At 42.2% G+C, this 13,938-nt stretch carries 19 protein-coding genes and 1 pseudogene; 15 read left to right on the top strand and 5 right to left on the bottom strand.

Annotated features, from left to right (window positions below; translation table 11 throughout):
- Nucleotides 1-92: 92 nt before the first annotated feature.
- The gene (locus tag HUN01_RS18185; protein WP_181932730.1) at nt 93-608 is read left to right on the top strand and encodes a J domain-containing protein; all 516 of its coding nucleotides are present in this window, start codon (nt 93-95) and stop codon (nt 606-608) included.
- A 49-nt stretch (nt 609-657) separates the two neighbouring features.
- Nucleotides 658-930, top strand: coding sequence for a DUF3143 domain-containing protein (locus HUN01_RS18180; protein WP_069071493.1), 273 nt, complete (start codon nt 658-660; stop codon nt 928-930).
- Nucleotides 931-1,207: 277 nt separating this feature from the next.
- On the opposite strand, the pseudogene HUN01_RS18175 reads toward HUN01_RS18180, so the two are convergent.
- Nucleotides 1,208-1,783 (bottom strand): annotated as a pseudogene (locus tag HUN01_RS18175) (N-acetylmuramoyl-L-alanine amidase family protein); the annotation flags it as partial.
- A gap of 237 nt (nt 1,784-2,020) precedes the next feature.
- On the opposite strand from HUN01_RS18175, the gene HUN01_RS18170 reads away from it, so the two are divergent.
- Nucleotides 2,021-2,293: a ribbon-helix-helix domain-containing protein gene (locus HUN01_RS18170; protein WP_181932422.1), complete on the top strand. Its 273-nt coding sequence runs from the start codon at nt 2,021-2,023 to the stop codon at nt 2,291-2,293.
- 39 nt (nt 2,294-2,332) lie between these two features.
- Nucleotides 2,333-2,599: a type II toxin-antitoxin system RelE/ParE family toxin gene (locus HUN01_RS18165; RefSeq protein WP_238846315.1), complete on the top strand. Its 267-nt coding sequence runs from the start codon at nt 2,333-2,335 to the stop codon at nt 2,597-2,599.
- A gap of 1 nt (nt 2,600) precedes the next feature.
- On the opposite strand, the gene HUN01_RS18160 is transcribed toward HUN01_RS18165, so the two are convergent.
- The 3 genes from HUN01_RS18160 to lysA form a co-directional block, all read right to left on the bottom strand.
- Nucleotides 2,601-3,350, bottom strand: a complete 750-nt coding sequence (locus tag HUN01_RS18160; protein ID WP_069071491.1) for an isoprenyl transferase — start codon at nt 3,348-3,350, stop codon at nt 2,601-2,603.
- Nucleotides 3,347-4,270, bottom strand: a complete 924-nt coding sequence (gene cdaA / locus HUN01_RS18155) for a diadenylate cyclase CdaA (protein WP_181932421.1) — start codon at nt 4,268-4,270, stop codon at nt 3,347-3,349. The genes HUN01_RS18160 and cdaA overlap by 4 nt, the downstream gene beginning before the upstream one ends.
- A 116-nt stretch (nt 4,271-4,386) precedes the next feature.
- On the bottom strand, nt 4,387-5,796 hold the full coding sequence (gene lysA / locus HUN01_RS18150; RefSeq protein WP_181932420.1) for a diaminopimelate decarboxylase: 1,410 nt from the start codon (nt 5,794-5,796) through the stop codon (nt 4,387-4,389).
- A gap of 92 nt (nt 5,797-5,888) precedes the next feature.
- Here lysA and rimI point away from each other — a divergent pair, with 92 nt between their 5' ends.
- Nucleotides 5,889-6,440: a ribosomal protein S18-alanine N-acetyltransferase gene (gene rimI / locus HUN01_RS18145; RefSeq protein WP_181932419.1), complete on the top strand. Its 552-nt coding sequence runs from the start codon at nt 5,889-5,891 to the stop codon at nt 6,438-6,440.
- Between the two features lie 418 nt (nt 6,441-6,858).
- Complete coding sequence (locus tag HUN01_RS18140; RefSeq protein WP_181932418.1) at nt 6,859-9,330, top strand: ATP-dependent Clp protease ATP-binding subunit; 2,472 nt, start codon at nt 6,859-6,861, stop codon at nt 9,328-9,330.
- Nucleotides 9,331-9,425: 95 nt separating this feature from the next.
- Here the strand turns inward: HUN01_RS18140 and HUN01_RS18135 are convergent, their stop codons facing one another.
- Nucleotides 9,426-10,814, bottom strand: coding sequence for an ATP-binding protein (locus HUN01_RS18135; RefSeq protein WP_181932417.1), 1,389 nt, complete (start codon nt 10,812-10,814; stop codon nt 9,426-9,428).
- A 312-nt stretch (nt 10,815-11,126) separates the two neighbouring features.
- Here HUN01_RS18135 and HUN01_RS18130 point away from each other — a divergent pair, with 312 nt between their 5' ends.
- From HUN01_RS18130 to HUN01_RS18100, 9 genes are all read left to right on the top strand, one after another.
- Nucleotides 11,127-11,465: a DUF6972 family protein gene (locus HUN01_RS18130; RefSeq protein WP_181932416.1), complete on the top strand. Its 339-nt coding sequence runs from the start codon at nt 11,127-11,129 to the stop codon at nt 11,463-11,465.
- Nucleotides 11,413-11,682, top strand: a complete 270-nt coding sequence (locus HUN01_RS18125) for a hypothetical protein (protein WP_181932415.1) — start codon at nt 11,413-11,415, stop codon at nt 11,680-11,682. The genes HUN01_RS18130 and HUN01_RS18125 overlap by 53 nt, the downstream gene beginning before the upstream one ends.
- A 220-nt stretch (nt 11,683-11,902) precedes the next feature.
- On the top strand, nt 11,903-12,136 hold the full coding sequence (locus HUN01_RS18120; RefSeq protein WP_181932414.1) for a type II toxin-antitoxin system ParD family antitoxin: 234 nt from the start codon (nt 11,903-11,905) through the stop codon (nt 12,134-12,136).
- 3 nt (nt 12,137-12,139) lie between these two features.
- A complete protein-coding gene (locus HUN01_RS18115) occupies nt 12,140-12,439 on the top strand; it encodes a type II toxin-antitoxin system RelE/ParE family toxin (RefSeq protein ID WP_181932413.1) in 300 nt (99 codons plus the stop codon).
- Nucleotides 12,440-12,505: 66 nt separating this feature from the next.
- Nucleotides 12,506-12,778, top strand: a complete 273-nt coding sequence (locus tag HUN01_RS18110) for a hypothetical protein (RefSeq protein WP_181932412.1) — start codon at nt 12,506-12,508, stop codon at nt 12,776-12,778.
- Nucleotides 12,775-13,155 (top strand): clan AA aspartic protease, encoded by a 381-nt coding sequence (locus HUN01_RS18105; protein ID WP_181932411.1) that lies wholly within the window; start codon nt 12,775-12,777, stop codon nt 13,153-13,155. The genes HUN01_RS18110 and HUN01_RS18105 overlap by 4 nt, the downstream gene beginning before the upstream one ends.
- Nucleotides 13,156-13,434: 279 nt before the next feature.
- Nucleotides 13,435-13,563 carry a hypothetical protein gene (locus tag HUN01_RS36135; protein ID WP_257798521.1) on the top strand — a complete coding sequence of 43 codons (129 nt, stop codon included), beginning with the start codon at nt 13,435-13,437 and terminating at the stop codon, nt 13,561-13,563.
- On the top strand, nt 13,560-13,721 hold the full coding sequence (locus HUN01_RS36615; RefSeq protein ID WP_420832804.1) for a DUF6972 family protein: 162 nt from the start codon (nt 13,560-13,562) through the stop codon (nt 13,719-13,721). The genes HUN01_RS36135 and HUN01_RS36615 overlap by 4 nt, the downstream gene beginning before the upstream one ends.
- Nucleotides 13,669-13,938 (top strand): hypothetical protein, encoded by a 270-nt coding sequence (locus tag HUN01_RS18100; protein WP_181932410.1) that lies wholly within the window; start codon nt 13,669-13,671, stop codon nt 13,936-13,938. The genes HUN01_RS36615 and HUN01_RS18100 overlap by 53 nt, the downstream gene beginning before the upstream one ends.

Here is a 13,938-nt window from a genome sequence, read left to right as displayed (position 1 = left end):
CTGTTGTGTCTTCTCGAATTCACAAAGGATTTAAAATATAAAAAATATCTTTGAGCAAAGTGACTCAAACAGCCGTGAATCACAACGGGGCAATGCCACAAAGCAGTGAACCAACTTATTACTCCCTGCTAGGACTGCATCCCTGGGCATCGGTAATCGATATTCGTCGCGCTTATCGGCAACTGAGCAAACTCTATCATCCTGATACTACAGACTTGCCGACTGCGATCGCCACTCCCAAATTCCAGCAAATCAACGAAGCCTACGCCACCCTTAGCCATCCAGAACGTCGGTTAAGCTATGATCTAAAAATTGGCTATTCCCGCTTTGGAGTGATTCAACCACCCCCTGATTTGAATCATCCCGTCTCACGTTCCTATGATTTTTCAAAATCAGCATACCTTGATGCGAGCGATCGCCCCTTATCATCTGGCGAAATCTTTGCCTTATTTATGCTGGTGTTAACATTTGTAGGTTGTCTATTATTAGCAGTTGCCATTGCCTTAACTCGTGGCGAGGCTGCTATCCATTCCCATTTGCTGCAACCAACTGCATTTGTACAACAGCATATTACCTATATGTCGCAACTAACTACCCATCTGAAATAATTAAAAATTAAAAAACTCCCTAATCCAAAATCCAAAATCTAAAATTCCTATGCCTCTTCTTCCCTCTGATACCCCCCTATATAATCATCCCCTGCCACAAATTGAGCAGTGGCTAAAAGACCAAGGCTGTCAACAAGATGACACACAGAGGCATTGCTGGCACGTGCAGCGACCTAGCTGGAAAGCTGAACTATGGCTCGACGTTGAGCAAATCGTAGTGCGATATGTCCAATCTGGGGAAAATGGGCAGGATATCCAACGTTCATTCAAGTATTCTCTGAGTCGGGATGATGTAGAACAAGCGGTGTTTTCTGGGCCATAAAAATTGCTGAGTACGATCCTCTCCAATTAACTTTATAAGAAGAATTCAGAATTCAGAATTCAGGAGTCAGTATTCAGTATGAATTCTGTACGAGTGGGTGATAGCTTGCGGAATGCGAGTCAGTGATAGCGCAGCGTTAGCGAGTATTTTCGAGTCGCGTCTGAATATTCGTTAAAAGCCAGTGGAATGGTGGGCGAAAAAAATTAAAATATTCTCACCTTAAAACTCTACCCATAAAGGGATAGAGTATTCTGAATTCTGATTGATTTGCATAGAGCTATTTAGGTGATCGCAGAGTGATTGCACCCTGAAACCACTCAACAACACCATCTGCCAAGACTCGCGCTAATTTTTTTTGTTCATCGGCGTTGGCTATCCATTCAAATTCTTCGGGGTTGGTCATAAAACCCAGTTCCATTACCACTGATGGTGCTGTAGAGGGGCGAGTTAGCGCCAAGTTATTCCAAAACACCCCCATTGATGAACGTCCTAGCTGCTTAACTAGATAATTGTGGAGAAAAACGGCTAGGCTATGGGCTTGGGAATGATACCAAAAAGTTCTAATGCCTTTGCTATTCTCTGCATCTCCGTCATCGGGTACTGCTGTGTAATGTATAGTGAGAGCGATCGCTGGTTGTTGTTGCTCGATCATGGCTTGGCGAGTAGATAAAGCTATTTCTTTGTCATCTTCTCGCGTCATCACTACTAACGCGCCTCTTAAGACCAGTTCATCACGCAGCAACTTAGATACTGTCAAGCTGATATCTTTAGCTAAAGATCCTGTTGGCCCAGCCGCGCCAGTTTCTTGCCCTCCATGTCCTGGGTTAACTAAAATCTTGATACCAGATAAGGGTGGTAATTGTACCTGTGCAAAAGCTGGTGAAGAAATAAATATGTAACTGATCGCTAAACCTAAAATTGGTTTCACTGATATAGACTCCTATTTGACATCCTCCCCAGCCTCAAGGCGTGGGGATTCCAAAAATCACTTCTTGGATCTTTCTGCTTCATAGCAACTGCCATCAGACAAAAAACGCCCATCCAAAGCGATCGCTTACAATTAAAGTTACTCCTACTTTGACAAAAATCTATGCAAATCGTTCTGCCACCTGAAGTAGAAGCGCTAGTTCAACGCCAAATCACTAGCGGTAAGTATCAGAACGCGATCGCAGTTATTCTTGCAGGCATAAAACTCCTGGAACAGCAAGAAGACATCTATCAAGGACGACTGCAAGACTTGCAACAAGAAGCGCGTATTGGGTGGGAAGCGTCCGAGCAGGGCGAAGTTGTTGATGGTTCGGCTGCAATGGCTCAAATTCACGCCAATGTCCGAGCGCGCTACGGTGTTTCACACGAAGCATGACCCCACAATTTCGCCTTACTAAACCCGCAATTCAAGACATTGAGCAAGATAGCGGATTACATTGCTAGACTATCTGGCTTGGCTCAGTCTGAGGGTTTTTTAAATAAGCTGGACGTGAAATTTGCCCAAATTGCTCAGTTCCCTCGTCTCGGACGACAGCGTGATGAAATTTTACCTGGTATCCGTAGCCTTTCAATAGATAATTACCTCATTCTCTACATGCCCATAGGGCAAGATGTGGAGATTTTTCGTGTTGTCAGTGGCTATCGAGATATCAAAGCCCTATTTCACGACTCTGATTCTTGATTTACACTTTCCCAAATCGCCGTTCGCGTTGTTGGTAGGCACATAAGGCGCGGTGAAACTCAGCCCGGTCAAAATCTGGCCAGAGAGCATCGGTAATATAAATTTCTCCATAAGCCATTTGCCAGAGAAGAAAATTTGAGAGGCGCATTTCTCCACTGGTGCGAATTAACAAATCTGGGTCACTAATTCCGGCTGTGTACAAGTGGCTTTCAAACACCTGTTCATTAATTTCATTGGGTTGTAGCAGACCTTGCTGGACTTGTTTTGCGATCGCCTGACAAGCTTGTAAAATTTCCTGCCGTCCACCATAATTAGTTGCTACCGAAAACCGGATACCGCGATTATCCTTAGTTTCTTCCATTGAACGGGATATTTCTTGTTGAAGCGATCGCGGCAGGTCTTGCAAATTCCCCACAAACTTAATTTGAACATTCTCTTCGACCATTTCCCGCAATTCTTGCCGCAAAACTCTTTGAAACAGAGTCATCAAAAAATCCACTTCTTCCTGCGGTCTTTTCCAGTTCTCCGTTGAAAAAGCATAAGCTGTCAGCGCTTGAATTCCCCAATCCTGACAACAGCGAAGTAAGTCCTTGAGAGCATCTACTCCTCGCTTATGACCCATAATCCGGGGTAGACCCTGACGTTTAGCCCATCGACCATTGCCATCCATAATCACCGCAACGTGCTGCGGCAATAGTTCTCGTTTTAAGTCAGTAGGCAAATCTTGCAGTTTAGTTTGTTGTGCTGTCATTTTTTATCTCGAGAAGCGGTCGATGGTAATCCGAGTAAACGTGAAACCAGTGCTAGTGTCTTCCCACCTGTCCGACGAACAAAACTCAACACACCAGGAGCAACAGCTTCCCGATCCACGGTTGGGGACAAAAGAGCCTCTAATGACTCTTTTAGCTTTCTAATCGTCAGCGGTCTATTTAGGGTTCCCCGTTCCGCTAAGGAAATAGAACCCGTTTCTTCAGATACAACGACACAAATGCAATTTTCGACCCGCTCAGTAATTCCCATTGCCGCCCGATGGCGTGTTCCCAACTGGCGCGAGGCTGTGCGTCCCGAAAGTGGTAAAATTATACCTGATGACACAATCCGTGATCCACGAATCAGTGTTGCCCCATCGTGTAACAAAGTTTTCGGCTGGAAAATTGTCTGGATCAGTTCTTTAGAAACTTCCGCATTTAGCTTTACTCCTGGCACAGAAAAGTCTCGCTCATCAATTGGCCCTGTGGTTTCCACAATTAGTAAAGCTCCAATGCGGTTTTTTGACAATTCTTTAACAGCCTCAACAATTTCATCAATTACACTATCAGATTTAGGGATTGCCAGCCGATCTGGTTGAAACAGCTGGCGGAATTCGCCACGCCCCAATTGCTCCAAAAACCGCCGAAACTCTGACTGTAGAGCAACTGCCATCGCCACAGCACAACCAATTACCAATTTTTCTAATACAAAACTTAGCAGAGGTAGTCCTAATCTGCCACTTAGTGCCGAGGCTAGCATTAAGATAATGAATCCCCGCACCATCCACAGTGTCCGTCGCTCACTAATGATAACTAGTATCATGTAAGTCAGCGCCAGCACCAACACAATATCCAGAGTCCCAAGTAGCAAGGACTGTGACCATCCTAGGTTTGTCAGCCATTGCTTCCACCAATCTCTCATGACATCTGGATTACACTTTTGCCTCTAATTTACGGTTGGTCATTAGTCATTTGTCCTTTGTCCTTTGTCAGTTGCAAATGACTAATGACCAATGACTAATGACAAATGACTAATGACTATTTCTTTAATCTTTCTGGTAGGCGATCTTGTCGAATTAAGTCTTGATAAGTTTCACGTTGCAAAATTAAATTTGCTTCGCCATTCGCCACAACAACAGCAGCCGAACGGGGCAAGCGATTGTAGTTAGATGCCATACTGTAATTGTACGCACCAGTTCCCATAACTACGAGAATATCCCCTGGTTCAGTCTTTGGGAGTAGAGCGTTATGAATCAGAATATCTCCTGATTCACAATGTTTACCAGCAATTGTGACTGTTTCGGTTAAGGGAGAAGACATTTTATTAGCAACGACTGCCCGATAAACTGATTGGTAAGTAATCGGGCGGGGATTATCAGACATTCCTCCGTCGATCGCTACGTAGGTACGAATTTCTGGGATAACTTTGGATGAACCAATAGTATAGGCAGTGACGCAAGCTGTGGCAATTAGCGATCGCCCCGGTTCACACAGTAATTTTGGTAAAGGTAAATTTTCGGCTGCACAAGCTTCTTGAATTACCTCACAAATTGGTTTCACCCACTCTTCAATGCTAGGGGGATCGTCTGATTCTATATACTTAATCCCTAAACCACCACCGACATTTAACTCTGTAAAATTTAACCCATACTTCGCCGCATCACGTAACCACTGTACCATCAGAGCCGCTAAATCTCGATGCGGTTGGCGCTCAAAAATTTGGGAACCGATATGAGCATGTAACCCTAAGCAGTTAAGGAAAAACTGTTTGCTGACAAAAGTAAATAATTCCTCTAATTCATTGGGATCAAAGCCAAATTTACTATCTAGTTGCCCCGTGCGGATATATTCATGAGTGTGACATTCAATACCCGGAGTCAAGCGTAACAAGAATCGAGGTTGTACGGTGGGGGAATTTGCCCTCTCAACAATTTCTACCAAAGTGCGTAACTCGTGCCAGTTATCCACCACAATAGTGCAACCGACTTCTGTGGCAAAAATCAGTTCTTCACGAGATTTATTGTTGCTATGAAGATAGATTTTCTCAGGATTGACGCCTGCTTGCAGCGCAGTGTATAGTTCGCCGCCTGATGCGACATCAATTCCTAAACCTTCTGAAGCAGCGATCGCACAAACTGCTAAACAATTCCAAGCTTTTGAGGCGTACAATACTTGAGATTCGCCCTTGTAGTATTGCTTGAAAGTATCTCGGTATTGCTGACAAGCAGAACGCAGGGTTTCTTCATCTAAAATATATAAAGGTGAACCAAATTGCTCAACTAGGGTTGTGACATCACACCCACCAATTTCCAGGAGGTCATGATTATGAACTCTGGCAGTCAAGGGTAAAAGTTCTTGATTGGGCGATGGATTTGCGTTGGTGTCGTGCCTTTGAGGTAAATATTGACTTCCAGAATGTTGAACCCCAGTGGGGTGAGTCGATACCATAACTATAAAAATTTTCCTTGTTCAATTTATGGGCTGTGAGTTCATCTCCCAATTCCCAGTTTACAAAGGGTTTGTAACGTTATTCAATAAATGTGATCTCATTAGACTTAGAAATTAAATTACTGACAGCAGAGCATCTGAGTGCATTGTTGGAACTGGATCAAGCTTGTTTTGGTGGTTTATGGACAATGGAGGGCTACCAACGAGAGTTGGACAGCCCCAACAGCGATCTGCTGGGTTTATTTTCCCCTGTCTCTAATTCGATGCTGTTGGGAATGGGTTGCTTTTGGTCAATTTTAGACGAAGCCCACATTACAATTTTGGCGGTTCATCCCCAATATCACCGTCAAGGTTTAGGACAGGCTTTATTATATTCACTCATTAAGACAGCTTGCGATCGCAAAATGGAGCGAGCTACCCTCGAAGTCCGAGCTTCCAACTTGGGAGCCATATCTTTATATCAAAAATTTGGCTTCAAAACAGCTGGGCGGCGTCGGCGTTACTACCAAGATAACGATGAAGACGCCCTAATCCTTTGGCTTCCAGATTTACAACACTCCAAATTTCAAGCAACTTTAGACCAGTGGCATTCCATGATTAGCGATCGCCTGGACAAATCCTCTTGGCACTTGATTTTTAAGTAGTTGAGAATTATTAATTTTTAATTATCGAAGTTTGGATCAGCTTCAGCAAAAAAATGCAACTTTGCTGCATCTATTTCTATATAAATATTTTATGCAAACCATACTTGTTATAATAAAAAATTATATAAATTAATTTTGCTTGATATTAAAAAATATATATGCTATACATAAATGTTTGGGATTAAGTAAATAAACTCTCAATGTAAGCAGTGAACTGTTTGTAGTAAATCTCAAAAACGCTGGTGAACTAAAGCTCCTCAGTACACTAGCCACATAAAAGTAGTCAAGAGTTAACAATTAGCCCATCAACCCAAGTCATAGCTTCAGGATGTCTATAATCTGTTATACAGGCATCCAAAAGCTTTGCCTGTGCTAAAATCAGCATACCGGCACGACCGCAGGTGATGGGAAAAATGCCATGTTTGAACGCTTCACAGAAAAAGCCATTAAGGTAATCATGCTGGCCCAAGAAGAGGCCCGCCGTTTAGGTCACAACTTTGTTGGAACCGAGCAGATCCTCCTGGGTCTGATTGGCGAAGGCACTGGGGTGGCTGCCAAGGTGCTGAAATCAATGGGCGTCAATCTTAAAGATGCCCGAATTGAAGTTGAAAAAATTATAGGACGGGGATCAGGCTTTGTTGCCGTGGAAATTCCGTTTACGCCACGGGCAAAGCGAGTTTTAGAACTCTCCTTGGAAGAAGCACGCCAACTGGGGCATAACTACATTGGCACCGAGCATCTGCTGTTGGGCCTAATCCGCGAAGGGGAAGGCGTCGCAGCCAGGGTGCTAGAAAACCTCGGTGTGGATCTATCTAAGGTCAGAACCCAAGTCATCCGCATGTTGGGAGAAACTGCTGAAGTTTCACCAGGTGGTTCATCCGGGCGCACAAAAACCCCGACTCTGGATGAATTTGGCTCAAACCTGACCCAGATGGCGATAGACAATAAGCTCGATCCAGTGGTGGGACGTGCTAAAGAAATTGAGCGAGTGATCCAAATATTGGGTCGCCGAACCAAAAATAACCCAGTGCTGATTGGGGAACCAGGGGTTGGTAAAACTGCGATCGCTGAAGGTTTAGCTTCACGGATTGCCACCAAAGATGTCCCTGACATCCTGGAAGATAAACGCGTCGTCACCTTGGATATTGGTTTGCTCGTAGCAGGAACCAAGTACCGAGGTGAATTTGAAGAACGCTTGAAAAAAATCATGGATGAAATCCGCTCGGCGGGTAATGTCATTCTCGTGATTGATGAGGTACACACCTTAATTGGTGCAGGGGCGGCAGAAGGTGCGATTGACGCAGCGAATATCCTCAAGCCAGCTTTGGCCAGAGGTGAGTTGCAGTGCATCGGTGCTACAACCCTAGACGAATACCGGAAGCACATCGAGCGAGATGCAGCATTAGAGCGGCGTTTCCAACCAGTAATGGTTGGCGAACCTACAGTTGATGAAACAATTGAAATTTTATATGGTTTGCGCGAACGCTACGAGCAACACCACAAACTGAAAATCTCCGACGAAGCATTGGTGGCGGCGGCGAAATTGTCAGATCGTTACATTAGCGATCGCTACCTTCCAGATAAAGCCATCGACTTGGTTGATGAAGCTGGTTCTAGAGTGCGCTTGATTAACTCCCAACTGCCACCCGCCGCCAAAGAGTTAGACAAAGAACTGCGTCAGATATTAAAAGAAAAAGATGACGCGGTGCGCTCTCAAGACTTTGACAAAGCTGGAGAATTGCGCGATCGCGAAATGGAAATCAAAGCCGAAATCCGAGCGATCGCTCAAAGCAAGACCAATGCAACAGGCACAGAAGGTGAAGAACCTGTAGTTACAGAAGAAGACATTGCTCACATTGTCGCTTCCTGGACTGGAGTACCGGTGAACAAACTCACCGAATCTGAATCTGAAAAGCTGCTGCACATGGAAGACACCTTGCATCAGCGTTTAATTGGTCAGGATGAAGCTGTGAAGGCAGTTTCACGGGCAATTCGTCGCGCTCGTGTTGGTTTGAAAAATCCCAACCGACCCATAGCTAGCTTTGTCTTCTCTGGGCCTACTGGTGTAGGTAAAACCGAGTTGGCGAAGTCCTTAGCTGCTTACTTCTTCGGTTCCGAAGAAGCGATGATCCGCTTAGATATGTCCGAATACATGGAGCGTCACACCGTCAGTAAACTGATTGGTTCTCCTCCAGGTTATGTTGGCTATAACGAAGGTGGTCAGTTGACTGAAGCCGTGCGGCGGCGACCTTACACCGTGGTGTTGTTCGACGAAATCGAAAAAGCGCACCCCGATGTCTTCAATATGTTGCTGCAAATTTTGGAAGACGGTCGGTTAACTGATGCCAAAGGTCGCACGGTAGACTTCAAGAACACCTTGCTGATTTTAACTTCCAATATTGGTTCTAAGGTAATTGAAAAAGGCGGTAGCGGTATCGGCTTTGAATTCTCCGGAGAAGATGCCAGCGAGTCAACTTACAACCGGATTCGCTCTTTGGTGAACGAAGAACTCAAGCAGTACTTCCGTCCAGAATTCCTCAACCGACTCGATGAAATTATCGTCTTCCGTCAGTTGAACAAGCCGGAAGTGACCCAAATCGCCGAAATTATGCTCAAGGAAGTATTTGGTCGTCTGACGGAAAAGGGTATCACCTTAGAAGTCACAGACCGCTTCAAGGATCGATTGATCACTGAAGGTTACAGTCCCAGCTACGGCGCGAGGCCATTACGTCGGGCAATTATGCGCCTGTTAGAAGATAGCCTAGCAGAAGAAATTCTGTCTGGTCGTATCAAAGATGGCGATACTGCGATCGTTGATGTGGATGAAAATGGCATTGTCCAAGTTAGTTCTCAACAGCGCCGGGAATTGTTACCCCAAGGTGTTGAGTAAGATTTAGAGTTTGGGATTTTAAGTCTCAAATAGAAAATTAGAAAACGGTAGAGTATTTATTGCTCTACCGTTTTTTGTGTTATTTGATAATTTGCTTATCGAAGTTTACGCCAAGCCGAGGTAGCAGTTTTAGTTCCTGGTACTATTTCAATAAGCCCCTGCTCTCTAAGTCTATTAAAAGCCGCTTTGATAGTACTTTCAGAGTCTACACTGGCGATTCTTCGTGCAATTTTGTTAGTTATATTTTCATGATCATTTAAGTATTCCATAATTGCTGATTCAATTGAAGCAAGGGGTTCATGTCGAATATAGACAATTACTGAGTTTTCTTGTTCAGCAATAACGGGAACCTTAAGTCTCAGGCGAGTCATCGCCTCAAAGGCTGTGTTTAAACCCTCACCCACGTCTTTATTGGGTGCTTCAGGAAATCTGTTAATAAGGCGTACTATTACACCATTCCTTGCAAACTGCTCTTTCAAAATGTTTTCTATTGTAATATGTCCGGGTAATCTACCGGGACTTTCAACTTCTACACGATTATCAAAGATGCGAATTTGCACGTCTTTTAAAATGCTATAGTCCCTATGAAGAACTGCATTAGTAATAATTTCATGTAAAACTTCATCAGGATATTCAATATGTTGTAATCTTCCTGATTCCAATTTTGGGATTTCTTCAACTATATTCTTTGTCTTGTTTACTGCCTCAATAATTTGATCATACAAGCAGCCTTCAATGGTTATCGGATCAAAAGCCAGATTCTCCCTTCGACCTTCTTCATCAGCAGTCTTGTATCTATAGACCTTCACTCCGCATCTTTTCGGTAGCAAAGCTTGTGGTTCCTCAGAGAAAAGAAGAACACCACCAACAGTTGGTTTTCCATTAATAATCAACTGTTGTTTTTTTAACCACTGCTCTGGTTCTGCCGACGGTATAACGCGAAGCATAAAATTAAGAATAGGAAGAGAGTTTGTAATAACTTCCATATCAGCCTTAACTGTAGATGTCTCGAAAGAATCTATACCCTTGTCAAGCTTGAGCCGTGCAAGTTTTTCTTCTGTATCCTGTGGTAGATTTTGTGCTCCAAGTCGCAAATATGGAATAGGCCTGTCTAAAGCTTTAACGATTTCTCGGTTTTTGTTAATCTCTACTTGAAGAACCAACCCAATACAACCATCACAGGACAAGAAAGTATAGCTATAGTACTGACCTAGTGGGAATAGTTCCTGAAAAACTTGCAAATGAGCATTTGCATCTTCTTGATCAGCAAAACCACGCCAAATACGTTGATTTTTCCCATCAATTTTAGTTTCATCAATTCCAATATAAACTTCACCACCACTAGCATTTGCAAATGCAGATATAGAGCGAGTTAGTTTCGCTGGTTTTATGTTTATTGATTTCAAGTCTAAAAAGTGGCTTTCCTCAGATGATAGAATTTCAACAACCTGCTCATGATTAATCTTTTCAACTTTAATTGACATAATAAATTTTCTGTTAACACTTTAGTATTAAGTAATAATTATAACAATTCAATAGTTGCTATGTTAAATTTAACGGCGGCGAAACTGTAAAAAACAGCACAATTAATTTTAATTACAAAGGGTTGAGTAAAATTTAGACCTGGGGATTAAATCTCAAATAGAAAATTACAAAACGGTACAATATTATTTATTGGTCTAATGTTTTTTGTGTGAAAATATTTGGGTTTGCGATCGCTATATTTTCATCGTAATTGTGAAATTTAGCTGTTTTTAGTGTAAATCCTGGAAATACAAAAAACTTAACCATTAATCATGAGTGGAATTAATCGTCAAATTAGCCTTGACGTTAGACAAGTTGCCAAGCATATAGCAGGTACACCTCAAAGTCAAAGACTTCTCAAACGAGGACTTGCCACTCATGTATTTAACGATGAACCTACAATGAATAGAGTTACTCAAGCCATAATAGAAAATGGGCAGTTCACTGGAATGATTCGAGGATATGACCGTTATGGAATGTTCTTTGATGAACCAATAGGTTATAGAATCAGTCCAGATGGTAGCCGTATTCTACTTTACTATGGGGAGATAAAAATCAATGCAGACGACCAATACCACGTCATCCCCCGCACAAGACCTAGTGAAGAATAACTGGGAATTTACAGAAGTATGGATAGATCCAATGTTATCCCCTCCATATATTCTTTTATTGCTGTGTAACAGTGAAGATAACTGTCAAGTTTATGATCCGGCGCAGGGGTATAAAATTGTATTTTCTGGTAATGACTATAATGCAGCAAAGTTATGGTTACTAGAAGATGAATATGAACCAATTGAAGGTAGGCTTTTAGCGGCAGAATTATTCTAAGTTAGTAGAGAGTTTTTAGAGAATATGATTGATTTACGTAATACACAAGATTGTTCTTTTGTACAGTGCGTAAGTCCTAAATTTTTAACATATTTTACGGTAAAGTATTTATTGCTCTACGTTTTTATTTAATGAGGTTTTTGGACATCATCAATTACAATTTTCATCTGGAGTAATACCAAAAAATATTATATATTGGTATTATACAGGAGGAAATTGTATGCAAAAAAATACAAGTGTTACCTTGGGTGAGCATTTTGAAGCGTTTATCGCCAATCAAGTTGACAGCGGTCGTTTTGCCAGTGCCAGTGAAGCGATTCGAGCGGGACTGCGCCTTTTAGAAGAGCGAGAAATAAAACTTGCCGCTTTGCAACGAGCATTGAGAGACGGCGAAAACAGCGGATTTGCTGACTATTCTCTCTCAGGATTGCTTGCAGAACTTGACCGTGAATAGCGCATGTCAGCATTTCGCCTGACTGAATTAGCCACTCAAGACTTGCTATCAATCGGTCGCTACACCCAAAAAACATGGGGAACTGAGCAGAGAAACCGTTATCTTGCTATCTTGGACGATTGCTTTCATCTCTTGGCACAAGAGCGACACAGAGGACGTACTTGTGATGATATTCGCTCAGGATATCGCAATTACCACATCGGACGACATTTGATCTTTTATCAGGAAACCACTGAAACTATCGATATTATTCGTATTTTGCATGATCGTATGGATGTGGAGTCTTATTTCAATGAAGACTAACCCAAAGACAACCTATTCCTTAACATGAACTGCAAACGCGAAAAAATAACAGCAAGGAGCAAGAACGTGCAAAGCATACTTTTAAGCCGCGAAGAAGTTGGACGACGCGCGAAAGAATTATACGAAAATAGCATTCGTCAACAAGTAGAACGAGAAGAAAACATCGGTAAAATGGTGATTATCGATATAGAAACAGGTGAATATGCAATTGATAAAACAGGCTTAGAATCGGCACGATATTTACGTAATAAAAACCCATTAGCTCGACTTTTTGGTATTCGCATTGGTTATAAAGTCGCTGTTTCCTTCAGTGGTGACATGGAGCGCGATTATCGGTGATTTCTGGTATTGTCAAGAACGGACGCGCAACAGTAAATATCATATTTCGACTTACAAATAAACCAGATTTTACTATTGAATTTGTTATCGATACAGGTTTTACAGAGTTTCTTTCTCTGCCTCCAGCAGCAGTTACTCTACTGGGTTTCCCTTTCGTGTATGAAATGTATGCAAATTTAGCTGACAATAGTAATGTAATCTTGCCAGTACATCAAGGTAACATTATTTGGAATGGAGAAGAACGGGAAGTGAATGTACTTGCGACAGGAAAGCGACCTTTACTAGGAACTGCTTTACTTGATGGGTATGAACTTGTCATACAGTTTATCGAGGGCGGTTTAGTAACAATTGATGAATTGTATAGGAATCCGGTTTGATTTCTGAAAAAAATTAAGTATTTGTAGGGTGCGTTATGACTTTAGTCTAACGTACCAAACCCTTGAAAATGGTGCGTTACGCTTCGCTATAACACACCCTACGTGTTGTTCAAAAATCAAATAGTAATCCTATAGTTACTTTATGTATATATCGACTTTCTATCAATAGCAATATAGCAATGAGAATTATTACCCAAGAGCTTGAGTAAGATTTAAAATTTTAGCTTTATCGTTACCATGTTAGATTGATCTGATAAGCACTAAAAGGTGTTTCAAGTTATGACCTTCAGTGATGTAGTTGAAGCAATTAAAAGTCTTTCCAGCGAAGAAAAGTTAGAAATACAACATGCACTAATAAAGATGCGATCGCTTTTCGCATCTGATTTCAGGTATCGTTCACCGGAATGATTCGAGGATATGACCGTTATGGGATGTTTTTTAATGAACCTATAGCTTGTAAAATAAGTCCAGATGGTAGCCGTATTCTACTTTACTATGGGGAGATAAAAATCAATGCAGACGACCGATACCACATCATCCCCCGCACGAGACCGAGTGAAGAATAACTGGGAATTTACAGAAGTATGGATAGATCCCATGTTATCGCCTCCATATATTCTTTTATTGCTTTGCGACAGTGAAGATAACTGTCAAGTTTATGATCCGGCACAGGGTTATAAGGTTGTATTTTCTAGTAATGACTATAATGCAGCCAAGTTATGGTTACTAGAAGATGAGTATGAACCAATTGAAGGTAGGCTTTTAGCTGCGGAATTAGCCTAA

The organism is Nostoc edaphicum CCNP1411 (assembly GCF_014023275.1).
Lineage (GTDB): Bacteria > Cyanobacteriota > Cyanobacteriia > Cyanobacteriales > Nostocaceae > Nostoc > Nostoc edaphicum_A.
The sequence above is the reverse complement of the archived record's forward strand: the minus strand, read 5'-3'. Positions and strand labels throughout refer to the sequence as shown.

What these genes read in the sequence shown, in the direction of transcription:
- HUN01_RS18185 (WP_181932730.1), top strand. Translation starts at nt 93, where the DNA reads ATGCCACAAAGCAGTGAACCAACTTATTACTCCCTGCTAGGACTGCAT.
- HUN01_RS18180 (WP_069071493.1), top strand. Translation starts at nt 658, where the DNA reads ATGCCTCTTCTTCCCTCTGATACCCCCCTATATAATCATCCCCTGCCA.
- HUN01_RS18170 (WP_181932422.1), top strand. Translation starts at nt 2,021, where the DNA reads ATGCAAATCGTTCTGCCACCTGAAGTAGAAGCGCTAGTTCAACGCCAA.
- HUN01_RS18160 (WP_069071491.1), bottom strand. Translation starts at nt 3,350, where the DNA reads ATGACAGCACAACAAACTAAACTGCAAGATTTGCCTACTGACTTAAAA.
- cdaA (WP_181932421.1), bottom strand. Translation starts at nt 4,270, where the DNA reads ATGAGAGATTGGTGGAAGCAATGGCTGACAAACCTAGGATGGTCACAG.
- lysA (WP_181932420.1), bottom strand. Translation starts at nt 5,796, where the DNA reads ATGGTATCGACTCACCCCACTGGGGTTCAACATTCTGGAAGTCAATAT.
- HUN01_RS18140 (WP_181932418.1), top strand. Translation starts at nt 6,859, where the DNA reads ATGTTTGAACGCTTCACAGAAAAAGCCATTAAGGTAATCATGCTGGCC.
- HUN01_RS18135 (WP_181932417.1), bottom strand. Translation starts at nt 10,814, where the DNA reads ATGTCAATTAAAGTTGAAAAGATTAATCATGAGCAGGTTGTTGAAATT.
- HUN01_RS18130 (WP_181932416.1), top strand. Translation starts at nt 11,127, where the DNA reads ATGAGTGGAATTAATCGTCAAATTAGCCTTGACGTTAGACAAGTTGCC.
- HUN01_RS18125 (WP_181932415.1), top strand. Translation starts at nt 11,413, where the DNA reads ATGCAGACGACCAATACCACGTCATCCCCCGCACAAGACCTAGTGAAG.
- HUN01_RS18120 (WP_181932414.1), top strand. Translation starts at nt 11,903, where the DNA reads ATGCAAAAAAATACAAGTGTTACCTTGGGTGAGCATTTTGAAGCGTTT.
- HUN01_RS18115 (WP_181932413.1), top strand. Translation starts at nt 12,140, where the DNA reads ATGTCAGCATTTCGCCTGACTGAATTAGCCACTCAAGACTTGCTATCA.
- HUN01_RS36135 (WP_257798521.1), top strand. Translation starts at nt 13,435, where the DNA reads ATGACCTTCAGTGATGTAGTTGAAGCAATTAAAAGTCTTTCCAGCGAA.
- HUN01_RS36615 (WP_420832804.1), top strand. Translation starts at nt 13,560, where the DNA reads ATGATTCGAGGATATGACCGTTATGGGATGTTTTTTAATGAACCTATA.
- HUN01_RS18100 (WP_181932410.1), top strand. Translation starts at nt 13,669, where the DNA reads ATGCAGACGACCGATACCACATCATCCCCCGCACGAGACCGAGTGAAG.